General features: G+C 64.3%; 23 protein-coding genes and 1 tRNA gene. 18 read left to right on the plus strand and 6 right to left on the minus strand.

The window, feature by feature from the left end; translation table 11 throughout:
• Positions 1-10: 10 nt before the first annotated feature.
• Together Q7T45_RS21675 and Q7T45_RS21680 are read left to right on the plus strand one after the other, a co-directional pair.
• Complete coding sequence (locus Q7T45_RS21675) at positions 11-1,522, plus strand: NADH-quinone oxidoreductase subunit C (RefSeq protein WP_304873434.1); 1,512 nt, start codon at positions 11-13, stop codon at positions 1,520-1,522.
• Between the two features lie 2 nt (positions 1,523-1,524).
• Entirely contained in the window at positions 1,525-2,058 is a 534-nt protein-coding gene (locus Q7T45_RS21680) for an NADH-quinone oxidoreductase subunit B family protein (protein ID WP_304873435.1), read from the plus strand.
• Positions 2,059-2,227: 169 nt separating this feature from the next.
• On the opposite strand, the gene Q7T45_RS21685 is transcribed toward Q7T45_RS21680, so the two are convergent.
• Positions 2,228-2,539, minus strand: a complete 312-nt coding sequence (locus tag Q7T45_RS21685; protein WP_304873436.1) for a helix-turn-helix domain-containing protein — start codon at positions 2,537-2,539, stop codon at positions 2,228-2,230.
• Between the two features lie 110 nt (positions 2,540-2,649).
• Between Q7T45_RS21685 and Q7T45_RS21690 the strand changes: the two genes are divergently transcribed.
• Positions 2,650-3,417, plus strand: a complete 768-nt coding sequence (locus tag Q7T45_RS21690; RefSeq protein ID WP_304873438.1) for a class I SAM-dependent methyltransferase — start codon at positions 2,650-2,652, stop codon at positions 3,415-3,417.
• Here the strand turns inward: Q7T45_RS21690 and Q7T45_RS21695 are convergent.
• The 3 genes from Q7T45_RS21695 to Q7T45_RS21705 form a co-directional block, all read right to left on the minus strand.
• Positions 3,403-4,317, minus strand: a complete 915-nt coding sequence (locus Q7T45_RS21695; RefSeq protein ID WP_304873440.1) for an alpha/beta fold hydrolase — start codon at positions 4,315-4,317, stop codon at positions 3,403-3,405. The two genes, Q7T45_RS21690 and Q7T45_RS21695, sit on opposite strands and share 15 nt — an antisense overlap.
• 80 nt (positions 4,318-4,397) lie before the next feature.
• On the minus strand, positions 4,398-4,676 hold the full coding sequence (locus tag Q7T45_RS21700; RefSeq protein ID WP_304873442.1) for a hypothetical protein: 279 nt from the start codon (positions 4,674-4,676) through the stop codon (positions 4,398-4,400).
• Positions 4,677-4,848: 172 nt separating this feature from the next.
• Positions 4,849-5,580 (minus strand): CBS domain-containing protein, encoded by a 732-nt coding sequence (locus tag Q7T45_RS21705; RefSeq protein ID WP_304873443.1) that lies wholly within the window; start codon positions 5,578-5,580, stop codon positions 4,849-4,851.
• Between the two features lie 187 nt (positions 5,581-5,767).
• Between Q7T45_RS21705 and Q7T45_RS21710 the strand changes: the two genes are divergently transcribed.
• The 6 genes from Q7T45_RS21710 (at position 5,768) to Q7T45_RS21735 (ending at position 12,161) form a co-directional block, all read left to right on the plus strand.
• The gene (locus Q7T45_RS21710; protein WP_304873445.1) at positions 5,768-7,288 is read left to right on the plus strand and encodes a DASS family sodium-coupled anion symporter; all 1,521 of its coding nucleotides are present in this window, start codon (positions 5,768-5,770) and stop codon (positions 7,286-7,288) included.
• Positions 7,289-7,429: 141 nt separating this feature from the next.
• A complete protein-coding gene (locus tag Q7T45_RS21715) occupies positions 7,430-8,155 on the plus strand; it encodes a CBS domain-containing protein (RefSeq protein ID WP_304873447.1) in 726 nt (241 codons plus the stop codon).
• Between the two features lie 268 nt (positions 8,156-8,423).
• Positions 8,424-8,672: a hypothetical protein gene (locus Q7T45_RS21720; protein ID WP_304873448.1), complete on the plus strand. Its 249-nt coding sequence runs from the start codon at positions 8,424-8,426 to the stop codon at positions 8,670-8,672.
• A 75-nt stretch (positions 8,673-8,747) separates the two neighbouring features.
• The gene (locus Q7T45_RS21725; protein WP_304873451.1) at positions 8,748-9,584 is read left to right on the plus strand and encodes a universal stress protein; all 837 of its coding nucleotides are present in this window, start codon (positions 8,748-8,750) and stop codon (positions 9,582-9,584) included.
• A 31-nt stretch (positions 9,585-9,615) separates the two neighbouring features.
• Positions 9,616-10,611 (plus strand): zinc-dependent alcohol dehydrogenase family protein, encoded by a 996-nt coding sequence (locus Q7T45_RS21730; RefSeq protein WP_304873453.1) that lies wholly within the window; start codon positions 9,616-9,618, stop codon positions 10,609-10,611.
• Between the two features lie 26 nt (positions 10,612-10,637).
• Complete coding sequence (locus tag Q7T45_RS21735) at positions 10,638-12,161, plus strand: bifunctional aminoglycoside phosphotransferase/ATP-binding protein (RefSeq protein WP_304873456.1); 1,524 nt, start codon at positions 10,638-10,640, stop codon at positions 12,159-12,161.
• 123 nt (positions 12,162-12,284) lie between these two features.
• On the opposite strand, the gene Q7T45_RS21740 is transcribed toward Q7T45_RS21735, so the two are convergent.
• Positions 12,285-12,361, minus strand: a tRNA-Pro gene (locus Q7T45_RS21740).
• 68 nt (positions 12,362-12,429) lie between these two features.
• Between Q7T45_RS21740 and Q7T45_RS21745 the strand changes: the two genes are divergently transcribed.
• The 5 genes from Q7T45_RS21745 (at position 12,430) to Q7T45_RS21765 (ending at position 16,720) form a co-directional block, all read left to right on the plus strand.
• On the plus strand, positions 12,430-13,422 hold the full coding sequence (locus Q7T45_RS21745) for an L-threonylcarbamoyladenylate synthase (protein WP_304873459.1): 993 nt from the start codon (positions 12,430-12,432) through the stop codon (positions 13,420-13,422).
• A gap of 39 nt (positions 13,423-13,461) precedes the next feature.
• Positions 13,462-14,892 carry an FAD-binding oxidoreductase gene (locus Q7T45_RS21750; RefSeq protein ID WP_304873461.1) on the plus strand — a complete coding sequence of 477 codons (1,431 nt, stop codon included), beginning with the start codon at positions 13,462-13,464 and terminating at the stop codon, positions 14,890-14,892.
• Entirely contained in the window at positions 14,889-15,350 is a 462-nt protein-coding gene (locus Q7T45_RS21755) for a GNAT family acetyltransferase (protein WP_304873463.1), read from the plus strand. The genes Q7T45_RS21750 and Q7T45_RS21755 overlap by 4 nt, the downstream gene beginning before the upstream one ends.
• 15 nt (positions 15,351-15,365) lie before the next feature.
• Positions 15,366-15,947 carry an NUDIX domain-containing protein gene (locus Q7T45_RS21760; RefSeq protein ID WP_304873465.1) on the plus strand — a complete coding sequence of 194 codons (582 nt, stop codon included), beginning with the start codon at positions 15,366-15,368 and terminating at the stop codon, positions 15,945-15,947.
• A gap of 137 nt (positions 15,948-16,084) precedes the next feature.
• Positions 16,085-16,720 carry an aspartate/glutamate racemase family protein gene (locus Q7T45_RS21765; protein WP_304873467.1) on the plus strand — a complete coding sequence of 212 codons (636 nt, stop codon included), beginning with the start codon at positions 16,085-16,087 and terminating at the stop codon, positions 16,718-16,720.
• A gap of 118 nt (positions 16,721-16,838) precedes the next feature.
• On the opposite strand, the gene Q7T45_RS21770 is transcribed toward Q7T45_RS21765, so the two are convergent.
• Positions 16,839-17,603, minus strand: coding sequence for an SOS response-associated peptidase (locus Q7T45_RS21770; RefSeq protein WP_304873468.1), 765 nt, complete (start codon positions 17,601-17,603; stop codon positions 16,839-16,841).
• A 63-nt stretch (positions 17,604-17,666) separates the two neighbouring features.
• Between Q7T45_RS21770 and Q7T45_RS21775 the strand changes: the two genes are divergently transcribed.
• The 4 genes from Q7T45_RS21775 to Q7T45_RS21790 all read left to right on the plus strand — a co-directional run bounded on the left by Q7T45_RS21775 (position 17,667) and on the right by Q7T45_RS21790 (position 19,515).
• Positions 17,667-18,182 (plus strand): hypothetical protein, encoded by a 516-nt coding sequence (locus tag Q7T45_RS21775; RefSeq protein ID WP_304873470.1) that lies wholly within the window; start codon positions 17,667-17,669, stop codon positions 18,180-18,182.
• Positions 18,183-18,186: 4 nt separating this feature from the next.
• A complete protein-coding gene (locus Q7T45_RS21780) occupies positions 18,187-18,612 on the plus strand; it encodes an NUDIX hydrolase (protein WP_304873473.1) in 426 nt (141 codons plus the stop codon).
• A gap of 69 nt (positions 18,613-18,681) precedes the next feature.
• Positions 18,682-19,071 carry a TIGR02301 family protein gene (locus Q7T45_RS21785; protein ID WP_304873475.1) on the plus strand — a complete coding sequence of 130 codons (390 nt, stop codon included), beginning with the start codon at positions 18,682-18,684 and terminating at the stop codon, positions 19,069-19,071.
• A gap of 177 nt (positions 19,072-19,248) precedes the next feature.
• Complete coding sequence (locus tag Q7T45_RS21790) at positions 19,249-19,515, plus strand: hypothetical protein (RefSeq protein WP_304873478.1); 267 nt, start codon at positions 19,249-19,251, stop codon at positions 19,513-19,515.
• Positions 19,516-19,547 lie beyond the last annotated feature (32 nt).

Here is a 19,547-nt window from a genome sequence, read left to right on the forward strand (position 1 = left end):
TTAACCGGATATGCCGTCGCTGATCGATCTCATGCTGGAGGGCCGCGGGGTGGCGCATCACGGCCCGTGGCCGCGCGCCGTGGTCGACGTATCAGTATGGCATTTCGCCGCCAGTGAAATCGCGCACGGGCGCTGGAGCCTGCTCGGTCTGTGGGGCGAACCGTCGGCGGTGCACATGGCGATCATGGATGCTCTGACCGCCGAGATCGCCGTCGTCAGCCTGGATTGCCCCGACCGCGTCTATCCCTCGGTCGGCTTGCACCATCCGCCGGCACTCCGGCTGGAGCGCAGCATCCGCGATCTGTTCGGCTTGACGGCGGAAGGCCTGCCCGATCCCCGCCCCTGGCTCGATCACGACCAGTGGGGCGTGCGTTTTCCGCTCGGAGACCGCATCGACGCGCCGCCGAAGGCCGCGCCCTATCGTTTCCTAGCCGCGGAAGGCCATGGCATGCACCAGATCGCGGTCGGTCCGGTACATGCGGGCATCATCGAGCCCGGCCATTTTCGCTTCACCGCCAGCGGCGAAACCGTGGTCCGGCTGGAGCAGCGGCTAGGATATACCCACAAGGGTATCGAGGGGCTGATGTCAGGCGCCAGTCTCGAGCGCGCCGCAACGCTTGCCGGCCGCGTCTCCGGTGACAGCACCGTCGCCTATGCCTATGCGTTTTCGCGCGCGGCCGAGGCGGCGTTGCAGCTGGTGGTGCCCGATCGCGCGGTGTGGCTGCGCGCTTTGCTGGCCGAACTCGAGCGGCTCGCCAACCATCTCGGCGACATCGGCGCGATCTGCAACGATGCCTCCTTCAGCCTGATGCACGCCCATTGCAGCGTGCTGCGCGAGAGCGTGCTGCGCGCATCGCATAGCGCGTTCGGCCATCGGCTGCTGCGGGACGTTATCGTGCCCGGCGGCGTCACCCGCGACATCAGCGAGGAAGGGACCGAAGCCATCCAGACCGTGCTGGACAACATCCGGCTACGCTTCCCGGCCCTGATCGAATTATACGACAACACCGCATCGCTGCAGGACCGCACCGTCGATACCGGCATACTCACGCCGGCATTGGCGAGACAGTACGCCGCTGGCGGCACCATCGGCCGTGCCTCCGGCCGCTCGTTCGACGCGCGCCGCGCCCTCGCCTATCCGCCCTATGACAGCCTGCGCTTCGAGGTACCGGTGCTGAACGAGGGCGACGTCAATGCCCGGGTCTGGATCCGCGTGCGCGAGGTCGAACAGTCGCTTGCCCTGATCGACCAGATATTGAGCCGGCTGCCGCAGGGCCCGCTCGGCACCCATGCGGCGCACCGCCGCGAGGCGCGCGAAGGCATGGCCATCGTCGAAGGCTTTCGCGGCGACGTGCTGGTCTGGCTCCGCCTCAGGGACGGCCTGATCGAGCGCTGCCATTTGCGCGACCCCTCATGGTTTCAATGGCCGCTGCTGGAAGCCGTGATCGAGAACAACATCGTCGCGGATTTTCCGCTCTGCAACAAATCGTTCAACTGTTCCTATTCGGGCCAGGATCTCTAGCGATGCGCAAACTGCTGTTCGAAAGCCTGTTTCGCCGGCCGTTCACCGAACTGCCGCCATTGCCTGATGATGCCGCGGTGACCGAACTTGCAGGCGCGGTCGGCCGCGCGGCGCGGCGGCGGCTCGGCCGCAGTCTCTCGATCCGCGAGATCGACGCCGGGTCCTGCAATGGATGTGAACTGGAAATCCACGCGCTCAACAACGCCTATTATGACGTCGAGCGCTTCGGCCTCAAATTCGTGGCGTCGCCGCGCCATGCCGATGTGCTGATGGTAACCGGGCCCGTGACCAAGAACATGCGCGAGGCGCTGGAGCGCACCTATCATGCGACCCCCAACCCGAAATGGGTGGTCGCGGTCGGCGATTGCGGCCGCGACGGCGGCTGTTTCGCCGGCAGCTATGCGGTGGTCGGCGGCGTCGCCGGGGTGATCCCGGTCGATCTGCACATCCCCGGCTGTCCGCCGACGCCGACGGCGATGCTGCGGGGTCTCCTCGCGCTGCTCGAACGGGTGGATAGCAATGCCGTTACGCCTTGAAGCGAAACTTCTTCCCTCTCCCCTTGTGGGAGAGGGTGGCGCCTCACGAAGTGAGGCGACGGGTGAGGGGTCTGTCTCAGCGGATAGAGACCCCTCATCCGGCGCGGACTACGTCCGCGCCACCTTCTCCCACAAGGGGAGAAGGAAAAAAGAGAAGACTCGCGCGACCTTATCGCGCCCGCTCCAGCGCGCGCGTCGACGCCTTCGGTGGCCGGATCGCCTTCGGTTTTGCAGCCTGCTCGCGGAGACGGACGCCGCGGCCGCCGGTGGCGCTCGCAACTCCCGGACCGATCAACTCGATGCCGGCACTCTCGAGCGCGGAAACCAGTTTCATCAGCGAATCGACATTGGCGCGGATGACGCCGTCGCTGGCTTCCATGCGCTGGATCGTCGGCACCGAAAGGCCCGCCAGATCCGCGGTCTGCCGCTGATCGATGTTCAGGAGCGCGCGCGCGGCCCTGAGTTGATTGGCGGTAATCATGAAGGTCGCTCCGGTTCCTGGATAATATCTATAACATACAAATTACTGCTTCAAGCATCTATTTACAGGTGCCGTATATCATGCAGGCGAGCGTCGCCGCATGCTATTTGATGCATGAACTCGATAAGGAATCGGCTGTGCGGCTGTTGGGACGTTATCAGGGAAGAAGCGGCGAGATCGAGATCGTCGAATGCTCGTGGGATGGCACCCGGATCTATTTCGAGGAAGGCGTGCGGCAAAGCCAGGCGACGCCGGACGGCGAAAGCGTCTTCACCTATGTGAAGCTGATGGATGAGCTGCTGCACCGGGCGGCCAACATCCTGGTGCTCGGATGTGGCGGCGGCAACCTTGCCACGCGGCTGGCCCGGCTGGGAAAACAGCTGACCATCGTCGACAACAACCCGATCAGCTTCGTGATCGCGCAGAAGTTCTTCGGGCTGCCCGACGATCTCCACTGCATGGTGTCCGATTTCCGTAAATTCATCTTTCAGGACGACGCGCTTTACGATGGCATCGCCATCGATATCGGCGGCCCGGGTTTTCGCTTCAACGACGAATTCGATGTCGAAACCTGCGACGCGATCCGCGCCAGGCTGGCGCCGGGCGGCCGCATCGTGATGAATGTGACGGTCATGAACGACATCGATCCCTTGCCCGACCGGATCGCGGCGCGGCTCGCCGGCGACAGCATGCGGGTATGGATCGTCGACGAGCAGGGGATCGAAGAGCGCAACGCCATCATCGCCTGCCTGCCGGAACGGCAATTGAACCCGCGTGCGGCGCTCAACGATGCGATGCGACACAATCAGGAACGGTGGTCGATCCGGCGCGGCCGGCTGCGCAGCCGCGATCTGGCGTTCGGATCACGCCACGGGTGATGGGCCGAGGATCGCCGCTTCGCCCGTCACCGGCACCTCAAGGAACGTTTTCAGCGCGCCGATAACCTCGGCCGGCTTGTCGTGCTGCACCCAGTGCCCGGCGCCCTCGATCTTCACCAGTTCAGCTTGCTTGAAATGCCCGAGCACGCCGGCGGTTTGGGGATCCGGCAGAAAACTCTCGCTGCCGGCCACCAGCAGCGTCGGACAGGCAATGCGCGACCACAGCGCGATGTTGTCTTCCAGCGACAGCCGGTACGGCGCGCGGGCGCGCAAATACGGATCGAACTTCCAGCTGTAGCCGCCGTCCGCATTCGCTTTCAGGGCATGGGTGGCGAGATGCATCGCCTGCTCGCGGGTCAGCCGCGCATTGCGCCCGAGCATGCGATCGGCGCCATCGGCCACCGAGGCATAGCGCTGGGTCTTGCGCTGCGCCGTCTTGTCGAGGTCGCCGACCCAGTCAGCAATCCTGATATCGATCGGCTTCACCCGTCGCGCCGGAAAGTTGGTCACGCCGTCGAGCACGATCAGCCGCGATAGTTTTTCCGGAAACGCCCCGGCAAAGGTCAGGCTGACCATGCCGCCCATCGAGTGGCCGACGATAGCGACGTTTTCCAGGCCTTCGGACTTCACCAGGCAGGCCAGATCGTAGACGTGATCGGCCAGGCTGTAGCTGCTGCCTTTTGCCCACTCGGAATCGCCATGACCGCGCAAATCGGGCGCGATGACGTGAAAATTCGCCCGCAACGCCCGCGCCACGTGGTCCCAGCTGCGGGAGTGATCGAGGCCGCCATGGACCAGCAACAGCGGCGGCGCCGATGCGTTGCCCCAGTCGGTGTAGTGCAGCCGAAGTCCGTGGGACTGGTAGAAGCGCGCCTGCGGCGCGTCCGATAAAGGGTTCATGACGGTCTAGATAGGGGCTGGCGGCGCGCAGGTCCAGCATTCCGGAATGCGGAATTCGCTGCCGGCGCGCTTGATCCCGCCTACCGAAGCCCGAGCAGGGAGCGGCGATAACCGTTGCTGCGCACTTCCTCCAGGCACGCGAAGCTGCTGTTGCTGCCCCGCCCGTAAAACTTCTGACGCTTGGCGTAATAGATGCCCTTGCGGAAATCCAGCCAGACCACCGTATCGCCGGGGCAATGGCGCTGCGCCTGCGCCTCGTAACGAAACGGCGTGAGCGGCGTGGCGGCAGCGATGTTCGCGCCGCCTTCGACCAGCAGAATGGTCAGGAGAAAGATCGCGCGCTTGAGAGAATCTGGCATCGGAATACCGCGTCAATGATGCAGCTGTCGGCAAGCGACGTTCCGGAAATCTACTTCAGATACTCTTCGACCATAACCCCGCCGGTTGCGCTCCACATCACGGGGACAGGCGACGACGTGCCGCGACCTGACCGGCAAGCGCGCCACCCAGCCGTCAGTCCGCCATTGCCCCCTACCCGGCCTTTGTCCAACCCTCGTCTTCCGGCGAGGGGAACGAAAGTCCCGACGTCGCGTCAAACAAATAGAGATGATCGTGAACCAGTTTGACGCCGGCAACATTTTCGGCTGCCACGATCGCGGCCTGCCTGAATCGCTCATCGGTGATCATGCCGTTGAGATGCACAATCCCGTCCCGCACGGTGACCCCAAGCTGAATCGGGTGCCATTCATTCTGTTCGATGGATGAGATCACGCGGTTGCGAATGTGGTCGTCATCGGCGGTTGGATCCGGAACGTCGCGAGCGAGGCTTGCGACGGCACGCAGGAGATCGGAGCGAGTCACAATTCCGACCAGCGCATCTCCGCGGAGCACGGGCAAACGTTTGACGTCTTCACGCTCCATCAGCCGCACCAGTTTCTCGAGCGGCATGTCCTCTGTCGCGGTGAAGAGACTGTCCTGCGTCATGATCTCGCCGACCTTGCGGCCGTACGCCTGCACGAAGTCCACGGCGGATTTTCCAGCCCCCATGAGGTAATCCAGCCATCGGATACGTGGCCCTTGCGTCCCGATCTCGCTCCGGCGCATGAAGTCGCCTTCAGAGACGATGCCAACCAGTTTGCCTGCAACGTCGACCACCGGAAGGCCACTGATGTGATGCTGCAGCATCAGGTCTGCAGCTTCCCGAATGGATGTATCGGATTTCACCGTGATGACCTTGCGGGTCATGATTTGATGTGCGCGCATTGCTGCCTCCGATTTCAGGTCAAGGCTATTTCGAGAACCCCGCCGCCCGATTGATGCATGTCAACGATTTTGCAGGGCTACCCAGCGGAGCCCCCAAGGCCGCGGCACCGGCTTTGACATCGCTCAAATGGCCGTCCCCCAAAAGCTGATCGACTGCCATTTGGCTGTTGCAGCGGGGGAAATTCTCATGGCTACGATCGACGCGGTATCCGGTCCCTCGGGGGCCAACGTGCCATCTCCGGCGAAGCCCTCGTGGTTGCGCTCCAATTGGGGCGTTTTGCTCGCTGTCGCAGCCCTTGTCGCCGTCATATGGCTGCCGACCCCGGAGGGGCTTTCCATCGCCGGCCAGCGCATGCTGGCGGTGCTGGCCTTTGCCGTCATCGTTTGGATGACCGAAGCCCTCGACTATGCCGTCTCCGCCGTGGTGATCGCCGCCCTGATGGCGTTTCTGCTCGGGCTGGCGCCGAATCCAGCCAATCCCAAGGTGCTGCTCGGCACCAGCGCCGGCCTCGGCCTCGCCTTCAGCGGTTTTGCCAATACCGCGCTGGCGCTGGTGGCGTCGGCGCTGTTCATCGCCGCCGCCATGACCGCGACCGGCCTCGACAAGCGTATCGCGCTGACGATCCTCTCCCGCGTCGGCGGCGAGGTCCATCACGTCGTGGTGGGCGCGATCCTGGTCGGCTTCGTCATGGCGTTCCTGGTGCCCTCCACCACCGCGCGCGTCGCCTGCCTGGTTCCGATCATGCTCGGCATCATCTCGGCATTCGGCGTCAACAAGAAGGGCGCCTTCGCCGGCATGCTGATGATCACCACGGTGCAGACCGCCAGCATCTGGAACGTCGGCATCAAGACCGCCGCGGCGCAGAACATGGTCGCGGTCGGCTTCATCGAAAAGACGCTGCAGAAATCCATCACCTGGCTGGAATGGTTTATCGCCGCGGCCCCCTTCGGCATCCTGATGTCGATCGCGCTCTACTTCGTGATGACGTGGATGATGCCGGCCGAGGTCAAGGAAATCCCCGGCGGCCGCGAGCAGATCCGTCAATCGCTGGCCGACCTTGGGCCGATGAAGACCGCGGAGAAGAAGCTGCTGGCGATCTCGCTGACGCTGCTGCTGTTCTGGTCCACCGAGGGCGTGCTGCACAAGTTCGACACCTCGTCGACCACCTTGGCGGCGGTGGCGCTGATGTTCCTGCCGGGCATCGGAATCATGACCTGGAAGGACGCCCAGCCGCGGATCCCGTGGGGGACGATCGTGCTGTTCGGCATCGGCATCAGCGTCGGAACGGCGCTGCTGCAGACCAAGGGCGCGGCATGGCTCGCCGACCTCGCGGTGGCGCAGTTCGGCCTCAAATATGCCACCGCGCTGTTCATCCTCGGCACGCTCAGCCTGTTTCTCACCTTGATCCATCTCGGCTTTGCCAGTGCCACGGCGCTGGCTTCCGCCATGATCCCGATCGTCATCGCGGTGCTGCAAAGCGTCGCAACGCCCGGCATCAATATCGTCGGCATGACGATGCTGCTGCAATTCGTGGTCAGCTTCGGCTTCATCCTGGTGGTCAATGCACCCCAGAACATGGTGGCCTACGGCACCGAGACCTTCGATGCGAAAGACTTCGTGCGCACCGGTCTTGTGCTGACCGTGATCGCGCTGGCGCTGGTCATGCTGCTTGGCGCCACCTACTGGCGGTGGCTCGGCTACATCTGAGCCAGGGATGGCGCGGCGTCATCCCCTGGCGCTTGAATCTCGCGGGCACGCCGTGCCTGGGCCGGCTGGAGCGGGCGCCTTTGATGAAGATCAAAAAGGGCTTCGTTCATCTCCCTATGTTTCCAGGGAAAGGAGATCACCATGCGCGCGCACCAGATCATGACCCGAAACGCCATCACCGTGCTGCCCGAGACACCCATTCTGGAGGCCGCCCACAAGATGCTCCAAAATCACGTCAGCGGGCTGCCCGTGCTCGATGCATCGGGCAAGCTCGTCGGCGTCGTCTCGGAAGGCGACTTCTTGCGACGTTCGGAAATCGGCACCCAGCAAAAGCGGCCGCGGTGGCTCCAGTACTTTCTCAGTCCGGCTCATTCGGCCAACGACTTCATTCATGAACGCGGCCGCAAGGTCGAAGACGTCATGACCCGTGACCCCATCGTCGCGAATGAAGATGCGTCGCTCGACGAAATGGTACACCTGATGGAGAAGAACGGCATCAAGCGCCTGCCCGTGTTGCGGGACGGCAAGCTGGTCGGCATCATCACCCGTGCGAACCTGCTTCAGGCCGTGGCCGGCATCGCCAGGGAGATTCCGGATCCAACGGCGGATGATGAACACATCCGCGACCGGATCATCCGCACCCTGGAAGCCACCGACTGGCGGCCGACCGGGCTTCAGGTCGCCGTCCGCAACGGCGTCGTTCACCTGCACGGCCTCATCATCAATGACGACAGCGCGCGCCGGGCTGCGATCGTCGCGGCGGAAAACACCGCGGGCGTCAAGGAGGTCCACGACCATCTGTGCTTTGTCGACACCTGGTCGGGCTTCTACATGGAATCGCCCGAGGACATCAAGGCTGCCAGCTGACGCCGTTACCATACCGACATGTAAACGACTCCTTCGCCGCGCCCTGCGGCAGGATGGAATTACTCATTCCAGGAGCGCGCACGTCGGGATCGCCGCTTGATCTATGACAAATTTCTTACCTCCGCTTGGACTAATCTCAATTCGCGTAAGGGACGTTCGCGGCTGATGGATTCGGAGCCTGCTTTCCTGGACGCTCGACTTTCGGATGCTCCCGGACTGGGCAAGCCCGGGGCATCCGCCCGCTCTATTCCCATTCCGAAAGTGGCCGATGCAAACCTACTATTTTGACATGAAGGATGGAGTACCGATCAGGGATCGGGCGGGACTTGAATTTCGAACGGACTCACAAGCGATCGAGCACAGCAAGGAACTCGCGCGCCGGTTCAGCCACGAGCGCCCGGTCAGGGACGACAATCTCTTTGTCGTCGTGGTCAATGAGTCTGGCGCTGAAATCCATCGGGAACCGGTTTACCCTGATGCCACCAGGCCGCCTCCGCCGGAGCAGCCCGTGATTTGAATCAATCTCGTTGCCGACGCTGGCTCTTGCCGGGCGACACAGCGGCGACCGACGTTTCTGAGGAGCGGAGAGATCATGTTGAAGAATCTTCTGGTTTACATTCCGTCAGAGCGTTCGATACGCCCCGTGGTCGACGCCGCAATCTCGCTGGCGGTCTCATACGCCGCACATCTCCGGGCGATTTCGGTTGGATATGAAACGACGAACGTCGCGCTCCCGATCGACGCTGGCGGTGCAGCCGCAGCCGCGGTCTTTGAGATCGAGCGGGAGCGAGCGCTGGCCCGGGCCAATGCCGCGCTTTCCGTATTCGAGATCGAAGCCCGCAACGCCGGCATCGCCCACGATTCCCAGGCGATGGCAAGCGTGCCGGTGGACGCCGCGGCAAGCGTGATCGCCGCGGCGCGGCTGCACGATCTGACGATCGTGCTGCAACCCGAGCCTGAGCGCCAGACCTTCGACAACGTGATGCCTCAGGAAATACTGTTTGAATCGGGAGGACCGGTCCTCTTTGTCCCCTATGTGCACAAAGGTCCCCTGGAGACCAAGCGGATCGGAATTGCATGGGATGGCAGCCGCCTCGCTGCGCGGGCACTTCGCGACGCGGCACCGTTCCTCGCTCGGGCGCAGGCCATCACCGTCATCAGCATCAATGAAGGAAAAGCGCCGGCTGAAGCATCCGCGAAGGCCGTATTGGCCCATCTGGCGCGCTATGGCGCGACCGTGCGGATCCAGGAGATGGATGCCGACCGCGCTGATATCCAGCCGAGCATCCTGTCGATCGCGGCGGACGACGGTCTCGATCTGATCGTCATGGGCGGCTATGGTCACTCGCGACTGCAGGAACGCATTCTGGGTGGCGTCACGCGTGGCATGATTCAATCCATGACGGTGCCGACACTGATGTCGCACTGACGGCCGGGTGCGGGGAGCCGGGAGAAGCAGCTTGCAGGCGATGGCCCTCACCTCTCCCGGATCGCTGCTCCGGCTTCAGGAGCGCGATGATCCGCTTCCACGCGCCGACGAAATTCGCGTCAAGGTCAGCGCGTGCGGAGTCTGCCGAACCGACCTCCACGTCGTCGATGCCGAACTGCCGGGCATCAAGTATCCGATCATTCCGGGCCATGAAATCGTCGGCCGTGTCGATCTCGTCGGGGGCAACGTCACGAGCCACCGGATCGGCGACCGGGTTGGAATCCCCTGGCTCGGCTACACCTGTGGCGTCTGCCGTTTCTGCAGGGAGGGCATGGAGAATCTTTGCGATCGTCCCTTGTTCACCGGCTATACGCGGGACGGCGGTTTCGCCACGCATGCCGTCGCCGATGCCCGTTACGCCTTCCCGCTCGGCGAACAGGGCGACGATGTCTCGATCGCCCCACTGCTGTGTGCCGGCTTGATCGGCTGGCGCTCCCTGGTGATGGCGGGCAATGCCGAGCGGCTCGGTATCTATGGTTTCGGCGCCGCCGGGCACATCGTCGCGCAGGTCGCGCGCTGGCAGGGCCGGTCCGTCTACGCCTTCACGCGGCCCGGTGACGATGCGGCGCAGGATTTTGCCCGAGGTCTCGGCGCGATATGGGCCGGCGCATCAGACGAGTTGCCCGAGGCGCCGCTCGATGCCGCGATCATCTATGCCCCATCAGGACCATTGGTGCCGGCTGCGCTGCGCGCGGTGCGCAAGGGCGGCCGGGTCGTATGCGCCGGCATTCACATGAGCGACATTCCGGGCTTTCCTTACCATCTGCTGTGGGGAGAACGACAACTGGTGTCGGTCGCCAACCTGACGCGCCAGGACGGGCTGGATTTCTTCAGGATTGCCCCGCAGGCGGGGATCCGGACCCAGACGACGGCGTTTCCGCTGGTCGAGGCCAATGAGGTGCTCGAGAAGCTGCGGACAGGACAGATCCTGGGCGCGGCGGTCCTCCAACCCTGGATCTCGACATGACGAGTTCAGCGGCAGAGCAAGCTTCAATGACGGCCGACTCCCGCATCCAGGAGCGCGTCTTTGCCTTTCTGAGCGACCCCGCCACCCATCCGCGGGTTCACCGGATCGATACCCATGCGGCGTCGGTGTTTCTCGAAGGCGAACGCGCGCTGAAGATCAAGCGCGCCATCCGCTTTCCCTATCTCGATTATTCGACGCTGGCGAAGCGGAAAGCGGCCTGCGAACAGGAGATAACGGTCAACCGCCGGTTCGCGCCGCAGATCTACCGCCGCGTCGTACCGATTACCAGGGACAGCGAGGGTTCGCTTGATATCGATGGCGAAGGGACGCCGGTCGAATTTGCGATCGAGATGACCCGCTTCGATGAAAACCGGACCATCGATCATCTGGCGGAAGCCGGACCGCTGGCTTCCGATCTGATCGACGCCATCGCCGATGCGATCGCGGCGTCCCACCTCGCTGCCCCGCCCGTGTCCGCCGTCCCCTGGATCCAGTCGATTCCAGGCATCATCGCCGGCAATACCACGGCATTCCGGGCCGCGACCGGCTTCCCCGAACGTGACATCGACGCACTCGACGACGCATCGCGTTCCGCACTACGCCGGATTGGCGGGCTACTGGAGCAGCGCGGCAAAGCGGGGTTTGCGCGGCATTGCCATGGCGATCTTCATCTGGCGAATATCGTGTTGATCGAGGACCAGCCCGTTCTGTTCGACGCCATCGAGTTCGACCCGACGATCGCATCCACCGATGTGCTCTATGACCTTGCATTCCCGTTGATGGATTTCATCCGGTACGACCGGCACGCTGCGGCGAACGGCCTCATGAACGGATATTTGAGCAGGTCGCCGCCGGAAAATCTCGATGCGCTCGGAACGCTTCCCCTGTTCATGTCGTTGCGCGCCGCCATCCGCGCCAATGTGATGCTGGCCCGGCTTGGTCCGGGCTGTCGCGACGAAGCCGGTATCAGGCAATCGGCCCGCGTCTATTTCGAGCTTGCGCTGCGCCTGATCCAGCCCGCTGCGCCGACGCTGACCGCGGTCGGCGGCCTGTCCGGAACCGGAAAATCCGTTCTGGCGCGCGCGCTCGCGCCCCATGTGAACCCTGATCCTGGAGCTGTCGTGCTCCGCAGCGACGTGCTGCGAAAGCGGCTCCTGCACGTCAGCGAAACCGATCGGCTCCCGGAGAGCGCATACCGGCCGGAGATGACCCGGCAGACTTATGAAGCGCTCGGACAACACGCCATTCGCATTCTTTCGCAGGGTCACTCTGTTGTAGTCGACGCGGTCTTCGCCGACCCAAGCGAACGAACTGCGATCCGCGACGACGCCGGCAGATTGGGCGTCAGGTTCGTCGGCCTCTATCTCCAGACCGACCTTGCGACGCGCCAGCGCCGCGTCGGCGCCCGCAGAAACGATGCGTCGGACGCCACGCCCGAAATCGCCGCATTTCAGGAAAAATTCGAGATCGGCTCGGTCGACTGGACCCCGATCGATGCGTCGGGAACGCCGGAGCAGACCCTGCAACGGTGCCGGTCCGCCCTCGCCTGAGCCGCCGGGTGCCGATCAGGACGGTCGGGCGCGCCGCGACAATACGGCGTGCATTTTGCGTGCAAAAACGGGATTTTTGGTCAATAAGGGCCCGCGAAAGGGTCGCGCAAGCCATTTTAATCTTGGTCGGAGTGGCAGGATTTGAACCTGCGACCCCTGCGTCCCGAACGCAGTGCTCTACCGGGCTGAGCCACACTCCGACAAGAACGCGGCTTATAGCCTTGGGTTTCGCATACCGCAAGAAGCCGAATTGAAGGTAGTTATCCCTGTGAATTTAGACCTGAAAACGCGGATTTGGCCCGCCGGCGAGGCTGCCGTGGCCGAGGCCGGCCGCTGCCTGGCCGGGGGCGGGCTGGTCGCGTTCCCGACGGAGACCGTTTATGGCCTGGGAGCGGACGCCACCAACCCGGCCGCGATCGCCCGGCTTTATCAGGCCAAGGGCCGCCCCGCCTTCAATCCGCTGATCGCCCATGTCGGGGACCTCGCCGCCGCCATGCGAATCGGCCGGTTTGACGCCCAGGCCACCGCGCTGGCCCGGGCGTTCTGGCCGGGGCCGCTGACGCTGGTGGTCCCTAAATCGGGGGATTGCGCTGTGGCCGATCTCGCCACCGCCGGGCTCGACACCATCGCGATCCGGGTGCCCGCCCACCCGGCCGCACTGGCCATCCTGCGGGCCTTCGGCGGGCCGGTGGTGGCGCCCTCGGCCAATCTGTCGGGCCATGTCTCGCCGACCACGGCAGCCCATGTGCAGGGCGACCTCGCGGGGCGGATCGACCTGATCATCGACGGCGGGCCGGTCGCGGTCGGGGTCGAATCCACCATTGTCGGCTGTTTCGAGGAGCCGATGCTGCTGCGCCCCGGTGGCCTGCCCCGCGAAGACATCGAACGCGTGCTCGGCCGCGCGCTGGTGGCGCCGCCGGATGATCCCGACGCCGACTTGGGGCAGCCGCTGGCGCCGGGCATGCTGGCCTCGCATTACGCGCCGCGCACGCGGGTCAGGCTCAATGCCGAAGCGATTCTGCCCGGCGAGGCGCTGCTGGCGTTCGGCCCCGCTATCCTGCCCGGCGTCGATGCTGCTGCCGCGGTGATGAATCTGTCAGCTCGGAGCAATGTCGATGAAGCCGCCGCCAATCTTTTCGGTTATCTTCGCACGCTCGACCTGACCGGCGCGCGCGCCATCGCGGTCATGCCGATCCCGCATCACGGGCTCGGCGAAGCCATCAACGACCGGCTGCGCCGCGCCGCGGTGGGACGGGACTAGCCACACAAGAACAACAAGCGACAAGAACAAGTGACCGAAATGAATATCGTCCAGCCTTCCGCGCCGCCGCCGCTCTCCTCCGACCTGATCGCACGCTTCCGCGCCATCGTCGGCGACAAATACGCGGTGACCGAAGCGGCCGACATCGCGCCTTACGTCACCGAGGAACGCGACCTGTTTCGCGGGCGCTCGCCGCTGGTGCTGCGGCCGGGCTCGACGGCGGAAGTCGCCGCGATCTGCAGGCTCGCCAGCGAATTCAGGATCGCGCTGGTGCCGCAGGGCGGCAATACCGGCCTGGTCGGCGGCCAGACCCCGCATCATGGCGAAGTCGTCGTCTCGATGCGGCGGATGGACAAGGTCCGCGACATCGACATCGCATCCAACACCATGACCTGCGAGGCCGGCGTCGTGCTGCAGGTCGCGCAGCAGCGCGCCGCCGAGGTCAACAGGCTGTTTCCACTGTCGCTCGGCGCCGAGGGAAGCTGCACCATCGGCGGCAACCTCTCCACCAATGCCGGCGGCACCACGGCGCTGGCCTATGGCGTGGCGCGCGAGATGGCGCTCGGGCTCGAAGTGGTGCTGGCCGACGGCCGCATTCTGAACGGGCTGTCGAAGCTGAAGAAGGACAACACCGGCTACGATTTGCGCAACCTGTTCATCGGCGCCGAAGGCACGCTCGGCATCGTCACCGCGGCGACCCTAAAGCTGTTTCCGAAGCCGCGCGCGGTGGAAACCGCCTTTGTCGGCCTGCAATCGCCTGATGCCGCGCTGAAACTGCTGTCGATCTCGCAGAACGAGGCCGCGGGCACCCTCACCAGTTTTGAACTGCTGGCCGACATCGCGGTCGATTTCAGCGTGCGCCACGGCATCGACATCCGACATCCCCTCAGCGACCGATATCCCTGGTACGTGCTGATGGAACTGTCGTCGCCGCGCGACGACGCCCGTGCCACGCTGGAAGCGATCCTGGCAAGGGGATTTGACGACGGCATCGTCGACGATGCCGTGATCGCGGCGAATCTCAGCCAGCGGGCAGCATTCTGGAAGCTGCGCGACGAGATGTCGGCGGCGCAGAAGCCGGAAGGCGGCTCGATCAAGCACGATATTTCGGTGCCAGTCGCAGCTGTCCCCGATTTCATCGAAGCGGCCAATGCCGCCGTGGTGAAACTGATCCCGGGTTCGCGCCCGGTGCCGTTCGGCCATCTCGGCGACGGTAATATCCATTACAATGTCAGCCAGCCCATTGGCGGCGACACCGCCGATTTCATGGCACGCTGGCACGAGGTCAACGCCGTGGTGTTCGAGATCGTGCTGCGGATGGGCGGCTCGATCTCCGCCGAGCACGGCATCGGCGTGCTCAAGCGCGACGAACTGCCCGAGGTCAAGGACAAGGTCGCGATCGAGCTGATGCGCGGCATCAAGGCGATGCTCGATCCGCTCGGCATCATGAATCCCGGCAAGGTGCTGTGAACGCTCCCCCGCCAAAGCCGGTCGCCGCGCTCGCCATCGCGCCGATCGAGGACGCCGATACTGCCGCCGTCGTCGCGCTGTGGCAGCGCTGCGGCCTGACGCGGCCGTGGAACGATCCCGCCGCCGACATCGCGCTGGCCCGCAAGGGAGCGAACGCGACCGTGCTGGTCGGCCGTGACGGCGGCGCGATCGTCGCCACCGCGATGGTCGGACATGACGGCCATCGCGGCTGGGTCTATTACGTCGCCACCGATCCCGACCATCGCGGCAAGGGCCATGGCCGTGCCATCATGCATGCGGCCGAAGACTGGCTGCGCCAGGCAGGCATCGAAAAGATGCAGCTGATGGTGCGGCCCGACAACAGCAAGGTTCAGGCGTTCTACCAGTCGATCGGCTATGGCGAGCAGCAGCGTATCATCTACGCGAAGTGGCTCGACGGCCGCGAGCTGACGCCGTAGGCGAAAGTCAGTTGCATGACCATTTCGGACCGCATCCGCGTCAAGGACGTCCGCGTCCTCTCGGACAACTACTACACGCTGAAGACCACCACCTTCGAATGGCGGCGCGGCAATGGCGAGTGGCAGACGCAGCATCGCGAGACCTACGACCGCGGCAATGGCGCGACGCTGCTGCCCTACAATCTGGCGCAGCGTACGGTGGTGCTGGTGCGGCAGTTTCGCTATCCGGCCTATGTCAACGGCCATGACGATCTCATGATCGAGGCCGCAGCCGGCCTGCTCGACGACGAAACCCCGGAAGTGCGGATTCTCGCCGAGGCCGAGGAAGAAACCGGCTATCGGCTCGGCAAGGTGCAGAAGGTGTTCGAAGCCTTCATGAGCCCGGGCTCGGTCACCGAGAAACTGCACTTCTTCGTCGCGGAATACGAACCGCGCATGAAGGTCGGCAGCGGCGGCGGCATCGCCGACGAAGGCGAGGACATCGAGGTGCTGGAGCTGCCGATCGACCAAGCGCTGGCCATGATCGCCGACGGCCGCATTGCCGATGCCAAGACCATCATGCTGCTGCAATATGCGGCGCTGAATCTTTTTCGTTGAGGTATGACATCCAATCTAACAGGCGTCATGGCCGGGCTTGACCCGGCCATCCACGTCTTGGCTGTTAAAGAAGAAAGACGTGGATGCCCGGGACAAGCCCGGGCATGACGAACGATAGGACGTAAGGATTGAACACGATGCGCATCGCCCTGATCCACGCCCTGAAGCATTCGATTGTGCCGATCGAGGCCTCGTTCGCGCGGCTGTGGCCGGACGCCAGTCTGATGAATCTGGTCGACGACAGCATGTCGGCGGATCTGGCGCGCGACGGCCGCCTTACCGATGCGATGACGGAGCGCTTCCTGTCGCTCGGACGCTATGCGGCCTCGACCGGCGCCGACGCCATCCTGTTCACCTGCTCGGCGTTCGGCCCCTGCATCGAGGCGGTCGCGCGCGCGCAAGCGCCGATGCCGGTGCTCAAACCCAATGCCGCGATGATCGAACAGGCCGTGGCAAAAGGCGGCCGGATCGGCCTGCTCTCGACCTTCGCGCCGACGCTGGTGTCGATGCCGCCGGAATTTCCTGGCTCAGTCGAACTCGTGCCCAAGCTGGTGGAAGGCGCGCTGGCGGCGCTGGATCGCGGCGACCGCGCCGAGCATGATCGCCTGGTCGTGGAAGCCTCGCGCGATCTGCGCGACTGCAACCTGATCGCGCTGGCGCAGTACAGCATGGCGCCGGCGGCGGAGCTGGTCGCAACCGCGACAGGCCGGCCGGTGCTGACGACGCCGGATAGCGCGGTGATGAAGGTGAAGGCGTTGCTCGGCGTTGCCTGAGTAATTCGTAGGGTGGGCAAAGGCGCGATCTTCGCGCCGTGCCCACCAGTTTATTAGCGATGGAAAGAAAGTGGTGGGCACGGCGCAAGCGCGCCTTTGCCCACCCTACGAATTCACCTCAAAACAAAAACCCCAGCCCCACATACACGGGCGCTTCCGCCGCGACCTTGCGCGGGGCCTTCTTCGCCGGCTTCGGCTCCGCCGCCGCCCGCTCCTCGTCTGTGATCGGCAGGATCAGTTGCGCGTCGTCATTGGCGACGCGGTTGACCCGCGTCGACACCTCGTGCCAGGCGAACTCGCCCGCGGCGGGCGCGGCCAGCAGCGCCATCACGGCCTCGGCGCTGTCATCGCTGCAGTCGAGCCAGCGCTCGAAATCGCTCGCATGGATGGTCACGGGGACACGATGGTGCAACACGCTGAGATCGGCGCTGGCCGCCGCGGTGACGATCGCCACGGTGTCGAGTTCTTCGCCGTTCGGACCGACCCAGGTTTCCGCCAGCCCCGCCAGGCCGATCGGCTGGCCGTCGCGGCGATGGATGAACCAGGGTCGCTTGGGCTTGGCCGAGCCCTGCCATTCATAATAGCCGTCGGCTGGAACGAGGCAGCGCCGCCGCCGGATCGCGTTCTTGAAGGCCGGTTTTTCCGCCACGGTTTCCGCGCGCGCATTGATCAGCAGGCTGAATTTCCCGGGGTCCTTGACCCAGGCCGGCAACAGCCCCCAGCGCATCAGCCGGAAATGCCGGACACCGTTTTCCACAATGACGACAGGTATAGGCTGCGTCGGCGCAATATTATGTCTTGGCGGGAAATTGGGCTGCTCAAGGTAGCCGAAAATCTGCCGCAAGGCCGCCGGGGGCGATGTTATGACGAAGCGTCCGCACATTCTGTGGCCTAAAATAGGGTTCCGTTCAGGTCCTTTTAACCCCAAACGTTAAGACTGCGCCGGATGACCACGACGGCTGCCACATCCGCATTATCAGATCTCTCGGCACCAGGCACGGCTGGCGGCGGTGATGCCGCCGCGCGGGCTGCGCTGTTGCGGGCCGCCAACATCAACCCCCGTACCGGGCTCGCCACCGATTATCTGAATCACTTCAACGAAGCCATCATGCTGCTGGAGATGGTTCCGGACATGCCGGAATGCGCCGAGGATTTTCTCGAATGGCATCCGCTGTCCTATGCCGAACACTTCACCGCCTCGAACTTCAAGGCCCGCGACCTCGCCATCTCGGCCTATGAATCCGCCGATCCGAAGATCCGCAGCGAGTTCGACAATGTCACCAGCGCCATGACCTCGATCCTGTCAGCGGTGAGCGATGCGATGCGCCAGGCCAAGCAGGACAAGACCCGCGCCACGCTGGCGGAACAGGCTACCGGCTGGGTCAAGCCGCTGGTGATGCAAACTGCCGGCATCATCAATGGCGACCGCGAGGCCGACGTCGACTACATCATGACCCACTGAGCCCGTGACTTCCCCGGCCCAGCCGTCGCATCCCCAACTGGCCGTTTCGGCGGCGATCTTTCGTGACGGCAGGGTCTTGCTGGTGCGACGGGCCAAATCGCCGGCCAGCGGCTTTTATTCGCTGCCCGGCGGCCGGGTCGAGTTCGGCGAGACGCTGCACACCGCCCTGCATCGCGAGGTCGACGAGGAAACAAGCTTGCGAATCGAGATCGCCGGCCTCGCCGGATGGCGCGAAGTGGTGCCGGGCGCAGGCGGCGGCGGCCATTATCTGATCATGTCATTCGCGGCGCGCTGGAGCTCCGGTGAGCCCGTGCTGAACGATGAGCACGACGATTTCAGGTGGCTGGCGCCGGAGGCCCTGGGCGATCTGAAGGTCACCGACGGGCTGCCTGAGATCATCGAGGCGGCCCGGCGCCTGCTCCAGGCCTAGTCTGCGGGGGCCCGACGCCTTGCTTCCAGCGCATTGAAAAGGCATATCAATGCGGTCCCGGAACCCTTCATGTCCAAGCACTTTTCCAAGCATTTGCTGGCCGCTCTCATCCTGGTCTCGGCGTGCATTGCCGGCCCTGCGCGGGCCCAGGATGCGGCCGCGCCATTCGACGGCGAGTTGCAGCGGCTGGCCGAGATCCTCGGCACCCTGCACTATCTCAGGGGTATTTGCGGCACCAATGAAGGCCTCAAATGGCGCAACGAAATGCAGGCGCTGGTCGATGCCGAAACCCCCTCCGGCGAACGCCGCGCCCGCATGATCGCAGGCTTCAATCGCGGCTATAACGGCTTCCAGCAGACCTACCGGACCTGCACGCCGGCTGCCTCGATCGCGATCCGCCGCTATATCGAGGAAGGCTCGAAAATCTCGCGAGACCTGACCGCGCGTTACGCCAACTAGCACGCCAAATTCGTGCCCAACGCCGGCGAAATTCGAACCGGTTCCCGGTGCAACACCAAATGGAAACCGCCGTTAACCTTTCTTAAAGAACTGGTCTAGGCAGTCCGCGGCCTCATGCTACACCTCGCGCGTCAGACGCGTTCCGCCCTGGATCGCGCGCAATGCTGCCAGAGTGCCATGAGCCATCCAGTGTCCTTCACGTCAGCCCGCGACCCGCTGCCCGATCACGAACAGAAACAGGCGGCGCTCGGCTATCTCAACGAGGCCTGGGCGGAAGCGCGGCACGACGGCGTCGATGGCGACTGCCTGGCGCAGGCCAGCCTGTTCGCGGCGTTCGCCGAACTGGTCGGCACTTACGGCGAAGACGCGGTGGCGAAGTTCGTCGAGGGACTGCCGACCCGTGTTCGCAACGGCGAGTTTTCGATTCGGATGGCGAAGCAGTAAAGCCCGCTCGCGTCTGTAGCGCAGTACGACCA

This window comes from Bradyrhizobium sp. (genome assembly GCF_030646015.1).
Classification (GTDB): domain Bacteria; phylum Pseudomonadota; class Alphaproteobacteria; order Rhizobiales; family Xanthobacteraceae; genus Bradyrhizobium.

What these genes read in the sequence shown, in the direction of transcription:
- Q7T45_RS21675 (WP_304873434.1), top strand. Translation starts at nt 11, where the DNA reads ATGCCGTCGCTGATCGATCTCATGCTGGAGGGCCGCGGGGTGGCGCAT.
- Q7T45_RS21680 (WP_304873435.1), top strand. Translation starts at nt 1,525, where the DNA reads ATGCGCAAACTGCTGTTCGAAAGCCTGTTTCGCCGGCCGTTCACCGAA.
- Q7T45_RS21685 (WP_304873436.1), bottom strand. Translation starts at nt 2,539, where the DNA reads ATGATTACCGCCAATCAACTCAGGGCCGCGCGCGCGCTCCTGAACATC.
- Q7T45_RS21690 (WP_304873438.1), top strand. Translation starts at nt 2,650, where the DNA reads ATGCATGAACTCGATAAGGAATCGGCTGTGCGGCTGTTGGGACGTTAT.
- Q7T45_RS21695 (WP_304873440.1), bottom strand. Translation starts at nt 4,317, where the DNA reads ATGAACCCTTTATCGGACGCGCCGCAGGCGCGCTTCTACCAGTCCCAC.
- Q7T45_RS21700 (WP_304873442.1), bottom strand. Translation starts at nt 4,676, where the DNA reads ATGCCAGATTCTCTCAAGCGCGCGATCTTTCTCCTGACCATTCTGCTG.
- Q7T45_RS21705 (WP_304873443.1), bottom strand. Translation starts at nt 5,580, where the DNA reads ATGCGCGCACATCAAATCATGACCCGCAAGGTCATCACGGTGAAATCC.
- Q7T45_RS21710 (WP_304873445.1), top strand. Translation starts at nt 5,768, where the DNA reads ATGGCTACGATCGACGCGGTATCCGGTCCCTCGGGGGCCAACGTGCCA.
- Q7T45_RS21715 (WP_304873447.1), top strand. Translation starts at nt 7,430, where the DNA reads ATGCGCGCGCACCAGATCATGACCCGAAACGCCATCACCGTGCTGCCC.
- Q7T45_RS21720 (WP_304873448.1), top strand. Translation starts at nt 8,424, where the DNA reads ATGCAAACCTACTATTTTGACATGAAGGATGGAGTACCGATCAGGGAT.
- Q7T45_RS21725 (WP_304873451.1), top strand. Translation starts at nt 8,748, where the DNA reads ATGTTGAAGAATCTTCTGGTTTACATTCCGTCAGAGCGTTCGATACGC.
- Q7T45_RS21735 (WP_304873456.1), top strand. Translation starts at nt 10,638, where the DNA reads ATGACGGCCGACTCCCGCATCCAGGAGCGCGTCTTTGCCTTTCTGAGC.
- Q7T45_RS21750 (WP_304873461.1), top strand. Translation starts at nt 13,462, where the DNA reads ATGAATATCGTCCAGCCTTCCGCGCCGCCGCCGCTCTCCTCCGACCTG.
- Q7T45_RS21760 (WP_304873465.1), top strand. Translation starts at nt 15,366, where the DNA reads ATGACCATTTCGGACCGCATCCGCGTCAAGGACGTCCGCGTCCTCTCG.
- Q7T45_RS21765 (WP_304873467.1), top strand. Translation starts at nt 16,085, where the DNA reads ATGCGCATCGCCCTGATCCACGCCCTGAAGCATTCGATTGTGCCGATC.
- Q7T45_RS21770 (WP_304873468.1), bottom strand. Translation starts at nt 17,603, where the DNA reads ATGTGCGGACGCTTCGTCATAACATCGCCCCCGGCGGCCTTGCGGCAG.
- Q7T45_RS21775 (WP_304873470.1), top strand. Translation starts at nt 17,667, where the DNA reads ATGACCACGACGGCTGCCACATCCGCATTATCAGATCTCTCGGCACCA.
- Q7T45_RS21785 (WP_304873475.1), top strand. Translation starts at nt 18,682, where the DNA reads ATGTCCAAGCACTTTTCCAAGCATTTGCTGGCCGCTCTCATCCTGGTC.
- Q7T45_RS21790 (WP_304873478.1), top strand. Translation starts at nt 19,249, where the DNA reads ATGAGCCATCCAGTGTCCTTCACGTCAGCCCGCGACCCGCTGCCCGAT.